We start from the raw sequence: 11,357 nt of genomic DNA on the forward strand, positions 1-11,357 counted from the left end.
GAGCGGGTAGATCAGCCGCGCATGATCTCAGGGGGACCGCGTTGCGGCAACAGGAGCGGCCAGGGCCAGCAGCAGCTCGCTGGCGGGCATGGGCCGGGCGAACAGGTAACCTTGCTGGAAGTCCACGCCATGGCGCGCCAGATAGTCGCGCTGCACCTCGGTTTCGACACCTTCGGCGACGATGCCCAGGGCCAGCTTGGCGGACAGCTCGATGATGGTGTCGAGAATGTGCTGCGACAGGGCGTCACCTCCGATCATGGCGACGAAGCTCTGGTCGATCTTCAGGTAGTCGACATTGAACTGGCGCAAGTAGTTGAGGCTTGACTGACCAGTACCGAAATCGTCCAGGGCGATCATCACCCCCATTGCGTGCAGTTTTTCGAACAGGTCGAGGGTGACCGGGGTGGGCTCGATCAGCTTGCGCTCGGTCAGTTCCAGGGTCAGCACCACGCGGCCAGGCGGGAAGTGCTGGAGGAAGGTCTGACAGTCATCGAGCAGGCCCAGGTCACGGCAGTGGTCGGCGGTGATGTTGATGCCGATGTGAAACCCGTCCTCGAGCAACGCCGCATGCGGAGCCAGGGTCTGGGCCGTGCGCAGCATCAAGCTGCGGGTCATGGCGACGATCTGGCCGCTGTGCTCGGCGTAGGGTATGAACAGGTCGGGGCGCACCAGGCCCTCGCGTGGGTGTTGCCAGCGCATCAGGACCTCGACACCGGCCCATCGGTAATCACCCTTGCGCACCACCGGCTGGAAGTAGGGCAGGAACTCTTCGGCGTCCAAGGCCCGGTCCAGTTCGCTGCGCGATGAGCTGGCGCGGCGGATCTGCCAACGACAGGACGCGCCTGCCGCCACGCCCAGTATCAGCAACAGGCTCAGCAGAGCGGGGTAGCGCGAGCGCATCAATGCGGCTCGCTTGCCCACGTCATATCCAGCGTGCACGTCGAATGGATAGCGAGTGGACGCATACTGGGTAGCGGCGATGGCCGCGACCGGCGGCTTGCCGTCGTGAACCTGGCCATCACTGCCAATCCAGTGATTGCCAACATGCACCTTGACCTGGTTGTCCGCGCCGATCAGGTGTAGCGCGGTCAGCAGGTGCCGGCCATCGACTGTGGTAATCGCTCCCCGATCGCCGTGTTCCTGCTGGCTGGCCCGATAGACCAGCAGTGCATGCCCCGGGGTGACCGAGTTGCCATTCATCAGCCATAGCTGCCCGTTGGTGTAGTCCCTGGCATTCACTGGTTCGTCGAAATCACCGTATAGCGAGGTGCAATACAACCGGTTGTGATCGAACAGGTTGGTCGAACGCACGAAAGCATTGCGGGTAAGCTCGATGCGCAGTTCCAGTTGCACCTCGTCGCAAGGTTGTCCGGCCTTGGGGAGCAACCGATGTGCGGTTGTGGCCAGGCTGTCCAGGATCTCTTCAATATGGCTGGCTACTTCCTTGGCCGTGGCCAGGCTATCGGCCTGCAGTTCCTGGTCGGTCTGCCAGCGCATCACGGCCAGCCCACAGAGGAGCGGCACCACACCCACCCCCCAGGGCAGCAGGGCGCGCCAGCTCCAGCGGGCAGGGCGTTTGGCGGTCAAGGGCATGGCGCGTGGGGACCTTCTATGCAACGGTATGGTGAGGCAAAGGATAGCCGTTTGTCGGAACAACCTGCGAACTAAAGCGCGACAAACAAATTTACGCACTGTAGAATTGAGTTACGAATACAACAATAAGGTTCTCCGCCTCCCGGGGAATCAAGCCCGCCGAGAATGGGTCCATATGACATACCATGGGTTCAAGCTGATCATTGGTGACTTCCTGGCCCGCAGCGTGCGCGGGATCCCATGCTCACCACCACGCCATCTCCACATCGCAAGCCTGTAATCAACCGTTTTTCGCTGCAGATGAGGACACCAAAATGGCAGATATCTTCGAAAACCCGATGGGCCTGGAAGGCTTTGAATTCATTGAGCTCGCCTCGCCGACCCCCGGCGTGCTGGAGCCAGTATTCCAGATCCTCGGTTTCACCAAGGTGGCTACCCACCGTTCAAAGGATGTGCACCTGTATCGTCAGGGCGGTATCAACCTGATACTGAACAACGAACCGAAGAGCGTAGCCTCGTATTTCGCCGCCGAGCATGGTCCCTCGGTGTGCGGCATGGCCTTCCGCGTTCGCAACGCCCATGAAGCCTATGCTCGCGCGCTGGAGCTGGGTGCCCAACCAGTGGAAATCGAGACCGGCCCGATGGAGCTGCGCCTGCCGGCGATCAAAGGTATCGGTGGCGCGCCGCTGTACCTGATCGACCGTTATGAAGAGGGCAGTTCGATTTATGACATCGACTTCAAGTTCATCGAAGGTGTAGACCGCAATCCGGTCGGCGCGGGCCTGAAGATCATCGATCACCTCACCCATAACGTCTATCGCGGGCGCATGGCTTACTGGGCTGGCTTCTACGAGAAGCTGTTCAACTTCCGCGAGATCCGTTACTTCGATATCAAGGGCGAGTACACCGGCCTGACCTCCAAGGCGATGACCGCCCCAGACGGCATGATCCGCATCCCGCTCAACGAGGAATCGTCCAAAGGGGCGGGGCAGATCGAAGAGTTCCTGATGCAATTCAACGGTGAGGGTATCCAGCACGTTGCCTTCCTCACCGACGACCTGCTCAAGACCTGGGACGCGCTAAAAGGTTTCGGCATGCGCTTCATGACGGCGCCGCCGCAGACCTACTACGAGATGCTCGAGGAGCGCCTGCCAGGGCATGGCGAGCCGGTCGATCAGTTGCAGGCCCGTGGCATCCTGCTGGACGGTGCTTCCGAGGCTGGCGACAAGCGGCTGTTGCTGCAGATCTTCTCCGAGACGCTGCTGGGCCCGGTGTTCTTTGAGTTCATCCAGCGCAAGGGTGACGACGGCTTCGGTGAAGGCAACTTCAAGGCGCTGTTCGAGTCGATCGAGCGTGACCAGGTGCGTCGCGGCGTGTTGAGCACCGAGTAATCGGCCGAGCACACCATCGCGGGGCAAGCCCGCTTCCACACCGGAAGGTGGCGGGAGCGGGCTTGCCCCGCGCTAAGTTGTGGCGAACGTTCATTGTTGCCTGTTCAGGTAGCGGATCACCGCTTCGGCTACCTTGGTGCTTGATGCCGGATTCTGCCCGGTGATCAAGCTACCGTCCTCCACCACATAGGGCGCCCACGGGTCATCCGCCTTGCTGTACTCGCCACCGCGAGCACCCAGTTCGTTCTCGGTGAGAAACGGCACCACCTTGTCCAGCTCAACCAGTTTTTCTTCGGTATTGGAAAAGCCGGTGACCCTGCGCCCTTTGAGCAGCAAGCTGTTGTCGCCGAGCTTGATATTGAGCAGTCCCACTACTCCATGGCACACCGCGGCGACCGCGCCGCCGCGCTCATGGATCCGCCGTGTCAGCTCCTGCAATGGCTGGTTGTCGGGGAAGTCCCACATCACGCCGTGGCCACCGGTGTAGTAGATCGCGCTGTACTGGTCGGCCTTGACCTGGCCGGGGCTCAAGGTGGCGCCAAGGCGGTTCATGAACGCCTTGTCGTTGTACCATTGCCAGTCCAGGTCCGGCGCCATCTGCAGGCTGTGGGGGTCGATCGGTACATAGCCGCCCGCCGGGCTGACATAGTCGACGGTAAAACCCGCTTTTTGCACTGCGTCGACAAAGTGCACGGCCTCTCCCAGCCACAATCCTGTGGCGCGCTTGATATCGGGATACTTGGCGGTATTGGTCAGCACGATCAGGAGTTTCTTGTTCATGTGCGCATGCCCGTCGAATCCATGGGAAAACGTTTGGCCAGCAAGATCAAAAGCCATTTGAGCATAGCCCTCGCCACGCAATGCGCCATGGGCACGGGCGCTGTGCTAGGCTGCTGCAAAAGTCGACGTACTACCGGGAGACGCCATGGATCAGGACACTTCCATATTTATGCAGGCCGCCATCGACGAGGCCCGCAAGGGACTCGAGGAGGGCGGCATTCCGATCGGCTCGGTACTGGTGCACGAGGGCAGGATCATCGGCCGTGGCCACAATCGCCGCGTACAGCAGGGCAGTGCCATCCTGCATGGCGAGATGGATGCCCTGGAGAATGCCGGTCGGCAGCCAGCCCGGGTTTACCAGCAGGCCACCCTCTATACCACCTTGTCGCCCTGTGCCATGTGCAGCGGCGCAATCCTGCTGTACGGCATCAAGCATGTGATCATCGGCGAGAACGTCACCTTCATGGGCGAAGAGCAGTTGCTCGGCGACCGTGGCGTGCGCCTCGAGGTGCATGACGATGAAACCTGCAAGGCGCTGATGCGCCGGTTCATCGAAGCCAACCCAGAGCTGTGGAACGAAGATATTGGCCGCTGACCTGCACACCCAAGGCGCAGATATCCAGGTAATCCACCTGGCACCACCGTCGTCTTCTCTGGCCGAGGTGGGCAGGCCCATCGCCGGCTTCGACTGGAGCGCGACGCCGTTGGGGGCGTTGACCTCCTGGCCGCCTACCCTGCGCATCGCTGTAGACATGGTACTGATGTCTCCCTTTCCCTGTGCGCTGGCATGGGGCTCTGCCCTGACGGTCATCCACAATGACGCCTATCGGGTCTTGCTGGGCGGCGCAGCCGACCACCAGGGGCGTGCCTTCGACGCGCTCTGGGAGCAGTCATGGGAGAGTATGGGGGCAAGCGTATTCAAGGTGTTGCAGGGCCAGGGCAGCCTGATCGAGGATGCCCCGTTGGCAGTGTATCGAGAGGGTATCACTGGCAAGGCCTGGGTCTCTGGCTGCTTCTCGCCTATTCGTGACGACGGTGGTGCGGTTGCCGGGTTTCTCCACGCGCTGTTCGAGACCACTGCCAGTGTCGGGGCCTGCCACGAATGGCGCGAGCTGGCGCAATCCTTCGATGCGCGCCTGGCGCAGTACCTGGCCGATCCTGAACATACCTGGCAGCTGTCGCCTGATGTGATGCTGATGCTCGACGCCGACCTGCGCGTGCGCACGGCCAACCCTGCTTGGCATCGGCTGCTGGGTTGGGATGAGGCTGCGCCGATGCAAATGGCGCTCCCCGACCTGTTCCATCCCGCGGACCGTACCGAAGCGCAGTTGACGCTGATGGCGCTTGTGCAGGGACACGCCGCGCCGCCCTTCGAGGGTCGGGTTCGCCATAGCGACGGTCATTACTGCTGGTTCCGTTGGACTGGCAGTGCCCACCAGCTGTTGCCGACGCTGGTGGGGAGGAACATCACCGCTGACCGCCATGAGGTCCAGCGTCTGGCTGAGGCGGCGGTGCGTGATAGCCAGCGCATGGAAGGGGTTGTGAAGGTGGCGGGTGGGCTGGCACACGAAATGAATAACGTACTGTCGGGAGTCGGCAGTAGCCTGGAGCTGCTCGAACGACGCCTCGCCCAGGGACGAATGGAACGGGTGGATGAATATGTGCGAATGGCACGGGAGTGTGCCCAGCGCGCTATTGGCCTGACCCAGAACTTGCTGGCGTTTGCCCGGAGCCAGCCATTGGCGCCGAATCCGCTGAGCATCAACCGGCTGTTGGAGGAAGCGGAGCCCATACTACGCCAGACCTTGGGCGCCGAGATGACCTTGAATATGCAACTGGATGTGGCGCCTTGGCCCTTGCAGGTCGATCCGGATACCTTGCGTAACGCGCTTCTGCACTTGTGCAGTAATGCACGCGATGCCTGCCTGGGTGAAGGCAACCTGACGATCCATACCGCCAACGAGCGGCTGGAGATGCCCAGCGAAGGGCCGGAAGCCTTGCCGCCGGGGGACTACGTCACGCTGCAGGTCGAGGACGATGGGCATGGCATGAGTCGTCAGGACCTGGCAAGGGTGTTTGAGCCGTTCTACACCACCAAGCCCTTGGGGCAGGGAGCCGGCCTGGGGCTACCTATGGTGCATGGTTTCGTACAGCAGTCCGGCGGCCAGATGTGGATTGAGTCGGCGATCGACCAGGGTACCAGGGTCGTCATGATGTTCCCCCGCTATCAGGGGACGTTGCCGGACAGCATCGCTCATGATGCGACGCCGCGACAGATGCAGAGTGAACGGTTGTTGCTGGTCGATGATGAAAGCAACCTGCGTGGCCTGATGAAGGAGGCGCTGGTTGATTACGGTTTCGAGGTGTGCGACGTGCCTGATGCCAACAGCGCGTTAGGGCAATTCAGGCATGGCGGCCCGTTCGACCTGGTGATAACCGATATCGGCCTGCCGGGTGGGTTCAGCGGTCGTCAGGTAGCCAGGGCACTGCGCATGATGAAGCCAGAACAGAAGATCCTGTTCATCACCGGGTATACCGCCGAGCCGGTGGAACAGTCCCTGCTTGACGAACCGGGCACGGCATTGATGTTCAAGCCGTTTTCGTTGCAGATGCTGGTAGAGCAGATTCAGAGGATGTTGCAGGCCTGAAGCCGGCGATCACAGCCCCTGCTGCAAGTAGGGGTCGTCCGGGTTCTGCCGCTCAAGTTCGGCCAGCAGCACCTGGACATTCTGCAACTGTCCGGTTTCCTTCCAGTACTCGATCAGTAGTACCCGGGCCTGGCGGTTGGCGGGTTGACGGTTGAGCACGGTCTCCAGCTGTTTCTGCGCGGCATCGAGCTGGTCCAACTGATGCAGAGTGATGGCCAGCGTATAACGGTACTCGGTGTTTTCCGGTTCCAGTTCGACCGCCCGGGAAAGTGCCAGCAGGGCATATTCCTGTTGTTCGTGGCGGGTCAGCCACAGCCCCAGTTCATACTGCAAGAAGGCGGAGTCAGGGCGTAGCGCCAGCGCCTTGGCGAGTACCTCGCGGGAGGCGTCATGCTGGCCCTGCTGCTCCAGCAAGCGGACTTGCGTGGCCAGGGCGTCCAGGCCTTCTGGGGCCACAGCCAGGCTGCGCCGCAGGGCCTGTGTGGCGGCGTCATAGGCTTGTTCGTGCATGTAGAGCCGGGCTAGGTGCAGCTGTGCGGCGGCGTCGTCAGGCTGTTGTTCCAGGGCCTGTTCGTACTGTTCCAGAGCCGTCTGCAAGGGCCCGAAGTACAGACCGATGGCGTCCGGGTCCAGGCCCAGCAGCGCATCCACCGCGGCGAAGCGCACACTCTGCTCGTCATCCTCCAATAACGGCCCCAGAACCAGGCTGCGCTGGGCGGCCGGCAACAGGCGACGGATGCTGCCGATGGCAGCCCGACGTACCAACGGATCGGCGTGCTCGAGGCCCATGCTGGCCAGTTTCAAGGCCTGTGGCGAAGGGTAGTTGGGCAATTCGGCATACAACGCGGCGCGGCGGATGGGGGGCAGGTCGTCGCGTTGCAACTGCTGGTACAACACCCGCGCGGCGCCCGGCAGGCCATCATGTGCCTGGCGCAGGGCCTTGGCGTAACTGTGGGGTGGCAGGCTGGGCGGTGCGGGTTGCCGGTCACGCCACAGATAGCCGATCGCAACGGGCAGTACAAGCAGAAGTAACAGGGCGATCAGGAGGAGGCGGTGTCTGGGCATCTCGCGGTCCGTGGTGGCGGTATCGCAGAGCTTGGGGCAGACAGGTAGCAAATGCAATGATCAGGGTACGATCCCGGGGCAGCGCCGAGTTGCAGGTTCAGCAGCACGTGGACAAGCTGTGTGCTGTCGGCGTGCTTTGCAAGCGTGCAGGGACTGCTTGCATTTCGGTGATGTTCCTCGTGGCGCTCTGCGGGTATCCTCGCCTGAGCCTTTCCTGAACTGTCCTGATTTCCAAGGAGCTGCACGCTGTGTTCAAACATGTCGATGCCTATGCCGGCGACCCGATCCTCTCGTTGATGGAAACCTTCAAGGCCGACCCGCGGGCCGCCAAGGTCAACCTGAGTATCGGCCTGTACTACGACGAAGCCGGCGTGGTGCCGCAGCTGGCGGCGGTGGCCGAGGTGGAGAAACGCCTGGCCGGCCAGCCCCATGAAGCCTCGCTGTACCTGCCGATGGAAGGCCTGGCCGCCTACCGCCAGGCGATCCAGGCGCTGCTGTTCGGCGCCGAGCACCCGGCCGTCGCCGCTGGCCGCGTGGCCACCGTGCAGACCGTCGGCGGCTCGGGCGCGCTGAAAGTCGGTGCCGACTTCCTCAAGCGTTACTTCCCAGGCTCCGAGGTGTGGGTGAGCAACCCGACCTGGGACAACCACCGGGCAATCTTCGAAGGCGCGGGCTTCAAGGTGCACACCTACCCGTACTTCGACCCGGACACCCGCGGCCTCGACTTCGCCGGCATGCTGGCCAGCCTGCAGGCCTTGCCGCAGAACAGCGTGGTCCTGCTGCATCCGTGCTGCCACAACCCCACCGGCGTCGACCTGGACCAGCAGCAGTGGCAACAGGTGGTAGAGGTGGTCAAGGCGCGCCAGTTGATCCCGTTCCTCGATATCGCCTACCAGGGCTTCGGCGAAGGCCTGGTCGAAGACGCCTATGCGATCCGCGAAATGGCCCGTGCCGGCGTGCCTTGCCTGGTCAGCAACTCGTTCTCGAAGATCTTCTCGCTGTACGGCGAGCGGGTAGGGGGCCTGTCGGTGGTCTGTGATGATGCCGCCACCGCTTCCAGCGTGCTTGGCCAGCTCAAGGCCACTGTGCGCCGCAACTACTCCAGCCCGCCCGCTTTCGGCGCCCAGCTGGTGGCCGGCGTGCTAGGTGACGCTGCGCTCAACGCGCAATGGGCCGCAGAGGTGGAGGTAATGCGCAAGCGCATCCTCGACATGCGCCAGGGCCTGGTCGACCTGCTCGGCGAGCTGCTGCCAGGCCAGGACTTCCAGTTCTTCCTGCGCCAGCGGGGCATGTTCAGCTATACCGGTTTCAGCGTGGAACAAGTGCGTCGGCTGCGTGATGAGTTTGGCGTGTACCTGATCGACAGCGGCCGGGTATGCATGTCCGGGCTGCGCCCGGCCAACCTGCGTCAAGTGGCCGAGGCATTTGCCGCCGTGCACAAGGGCTGACATCGGCGCTGGCCGAACTGGCTTTATTGCGGGGCAAGTCGCATCGGCGCACCGATGCGCCTTGCCCCGCGGTAGTTTTTGCAACCCGAAATCCTGCTTTCTTGTACAGACAAGTGCAACCGTCCCTCGGGCGGGGCTTCCCCAAGTGCAACCTTTGCATGCACAATCGCGCCCCTCTTCCCCGGTTGAGTTGGGCGAATCGTCTATTTCGCCATTCTCAGCCTGTTGCAGTCTTGCGAGTGGAGCTTCACCCGGAATGAATGAGCAGGCCCCAAGCGTTGAACAACGCTTTGCAGAATCGACCCCCGCCACCCTCGGCAGCTGGTCGCGTCAAGACACCACCTGGATGCTGGGCCTGTTCGGCACGGCCATCGGCGCCGGAACCCTGTTCCTGCCCATCAACGCCGGCCTTGGCGGTTTCTGGCCGCTGCTGGTCCTGGCTTTGCTGGCTTTCCCCATGACCTACTTCGCTCATCGCGGGCTGACCCGTTTCGTGCTGTCGGGCAGCAAGGGCGGTGATATCACCGACGTGGTCGAGGAACATTTCGGCATCACCGCCGGTGCGCTGATCACCGTCTTGTACTTCTTCGCCATCTTCCCGATCCTGCTGATCTACAGCGTGGCGCTGACCAACACCGTCAGCAGCTTCATGGAGCACCAGCTGCATATCGCGCCGCCGCCGCGGGCAATCCTGTCGTTCGTGCTGATCCTCGGCCTGCTGGCCATCGTGCGCTGCGGCGAACAGGCCACGGTCAAGGTCATGAGCCTGCTGGTGTATCCGTTCATCGTCGCCCTGGCTTTGCTGGCCCTCTACCTGGTGCCGCACTGGACCGGCGGCATCCTTGACACCGCTACCCAGGTGCCGTCCGGCTCGGCCTTCCTGCACACCGTGTGGCTGGCCATTCCGGTGATGGTGTTCTCGTTCAACCACTCGCCGATCATCTCGGCCTTTGCCGTTGATCAGAAGCGCCGCTACGCCGAGCACGCCGACGAGCGCAGCGGCCAGATCCTGCGCCGCGCCCACCTGCTGATGGTGCTGATGGTGCTGTTCTTCGTGTTCAGCTGCGTGCTGACCCTGAGCAGCGCCCAGCTGGCTGAAGCCAAGGCGCAGAACCTGTCGATCCTGTCCTACCTGGCCAACCACTTCGAGCAGCCGGCCATCGCTTTCGCCGCGCCACTGATCGCCTTCATCGCCATCGCCAAGTCGTTCCTGGGCCACTACATCGGTGCCAGCGAAGGCCTCAAGGGCATGATCGTCAAGACCGGCATGCGCCCGGGCGCCAAGGCCCTGGACCGCATCGTCGCCGCACTGATGCTGGTGGTGTGCTGGATCGTCGCCACCCTCAACCCGAGCATCCTGGGCATGATAGAATCGCTCGGCGGTCCGATCATCGCCGTGCTGCTGTTCCTGATGCCGATGTATGCCATCCGCCGCGTGCCGTCGATGCGCAAGTACAGCGGTGCGCTGTCCAACGTGTTCGTGGTGGTGGTCGGCCTGGTGGCCTTGACCTCGGTGGTTTACGGCCTGCTGGCCTGATGCATTTCTGAATGCGGTGTGCCCGGGTGGCTTGTCGCGATCCGGGCATTTTTTTGTCCACAAGAATTGTCTGGCAATGCAACAATTTCATGTTTGGTTATAGGCACTTGCGCGTCTTCATGCTTAACTCGAGGTCTTTTTCCAAACCCGCAAAGGATTTCCGTCATGGCTCAAGTGACTCTCAAAGGCAACCCGGTTCAAGTCAAAGGCGAGCTGCCGAAAGCTGGCGCCCAGGCACCTGCCTTCTCCCTGGTGGCTGGCAACCTGGCCGATACGTCGCTGAAAGACTTTGCCGGCAAGCGCAAGGTGCTGAACATCTTCCCAAGCGTCGATACCCCGACCTGCGCCACCTCGGTGCGCAAGTTCAACGCTCAGGCCAACGACGTGGCCAACACCGTGGTGCTGTGCATCTCCGCCGACCTGCCGTTCGCCCAGGCGCGCTTCTGCGGCGCTGAAGGCCTGGAGAACGTGAAGAACCTGTCGACCCTGCGTGGCCGCGAGTTCCTGGAAAGCTACGGCGTGGCCATCGTCGATGGCCCGCTGGCCGGCCTGGCCGCTCGCGCCGTGGTGGTGCTGGACGAAAACGACAAGGTGCTGCACAGCGAGCTGGTGGGCGAAATCGCCGACGAGCCGAACTACGATGCGGCACTGGCTGTCTTGAAGTAACGCCACGCGCCCGTTTGGGCGGCGTGGGAGCGGGCTTGACCCGCGATTGCACGTTGAAGGCAGACGTCATAGCCTGATACGACGCCATTGCGATGCTAGCCCGCTCTCACTGGCGGGTTACACCCTGTTACGGCCTGGACCCTGTTCCAGGCCGTTTTCATTTAAAGTTCACCCCTTTGCCAACGTCAGCCGAAGGTAAAGCACTGGTAAAGCCCCTTTGCTAAAACGA

At 62.4% G+C, this 11,357-nt stretch carries 9 protein-coding genes; 6 read left to right on the forward strand and 3 right to left on the reverse strand.

The features are described from left to right. Positions 1 to 27: 27 nt before the first annotated feature. Positions 28 to 1,593, reverse strand: a complete 1,566-nt coding sequence (locus LU688_RS13520; RefSeq protein ID WP_160290700.1) for an EAL domain-containing protein — start codon at positions 1,591 to 1,593, stop codon at positions 28 to 30. Positions 1,594 to 1,907: 314 nt separating this feature from the next. On the opposite strand from LU688_RS13520, the gene hppD reads away from it, so the two are divergent. Further along, positions 1,908 to 2,984: a 4-hydroxyphenylpyruvate dioxygenase gene (gene hppD, locus LU688_RS13525; RefSeq protein ID WP_094012124.1), complete on the forward strand. Its 1,077-nt coding sequence runs from the start codon at positions 1,908 to 1,910 to the stop codon at positions 2,982 to 2,984. Positions 2,985 to 3,074: 90 nt separating this feature from the next. Here the strand turns inward: hppD and LU688_RS13530 are convergent, their stop codons facing one another. After that, positions 3,075 to 3,764, reverse strand: a complete 690-nt coding sequence (locus LU688_RS13530) for a type 1 glutamine amidotransferase domain-containing protein (RefSeq protein WP_094012125.1) — start codon at positions 3,762 to 3,764, stop codon at positions 3,075 to 3,077. A 145-nt stretch (positions 3,765 to 3,909) separates the two neighbouring features. Between LU688_RS13530 and LU688_RS13535 the strand changes: the two genes are divergently transcribed. Both LU688_RS13535 and LU688_RS13540 read left to right on the forward strand, forming a co-directional pair. Next, the gene (locus LU688_RS13535; protein WP_094012126.1) at positions 3,910 to 4,359 is read left to right on the forward strand and encodes a nucleoside deaminase; all 450 of its coding nucleotides are present in this window, start codon (positions 3,910 to 3,912) and stop codon (positions 4,357 to 4,359) included. Further along, positions 4,349 to 6,412 (forward strand): ATP-binding protein, encoded by a 2,064-nt coding sequence (locus LU688_RS13540; RefSeq protein WP_177182938.1) that lies wholly within the window; start codon positions 4,349 to 4,351, stop codon positions 6,410 to 6,412. Before LU688_RS13535 ends, LU688_RS13540 begins: the two co-directional genes overlap by 11 nt. A 9-nt stretch (positions 6,413 to 6,421) precedes the next feature. Here LU688_RS13540 and LU688_RS13545 read toward each other — a convergent pair whose 3' ends face one another. Beyond that, positions 6,422 to 7,477: a HEAT repeat domain-containing protein gene (locus LU688_RS13545; RefSeq protein ID WP_094012127.1), complete on the reverse strand. Its 1,056-nt coding sequence runs from the start codon at positions 7,475 to 7,477 to the stop codon at positions 6,422 to 6,424. Between the two features lie 248 nt (positions 7,478 to 7,725). Between LU688_RS13545 and LU688_RS13550 the strand changes: the two genes are divergently transcribed. From LU688_RS13550 to tpx, 3 genes are all read left to right on the forward strand, one after another. Beyond that, entirely contained in the window at positions 7,726 to 8,925 is a 1,200-nt protein-coding gene (locus LU688_RS13550) for an amino acid aminotransferase (protein ID WP_038706064.1), read from the forward strand. Positions 8,926 to 9,181: 256 nt separating this feature from the next. Continuing rightward, positions 9,182 to 10,462 (forward strand): serine/threonine transporter, encoded by a 1,281-nt coding sequence (locus LU688_RS13555; protein ID WP_094012129.1) that lies wholly within the window; start codon positions 9,182 to 9,184, stop codon positions 10,460 to 10,462. A gap of 165 nt (positions 10,463 to 10,627) precedes the next feature. Next, a complete protein-coding gene (gene tpx, locus LU688_RS13560; protein ID WP_160290699.1) occupies positions 10,628 to 11,128 on the forward strand; it encodes a thiol peroxidase in 501 nt (166 codons plus the stop codon). The last annotated feature ends 229 nt before the right edge of the window (positions 11,129 to 11,357 follow it).

Origin of the sequence: Pseudomonas soli (genome assembly GCF_021283165.2) — a bacterium.
Classification (GTDB): domain Bacteria; phylum Pseudomonadota; class Gammaproteobacteria; order Pseudomonadales; family Pseudomonadaceae; genus Aquipseudomonas; species Aquipseudomonas soli.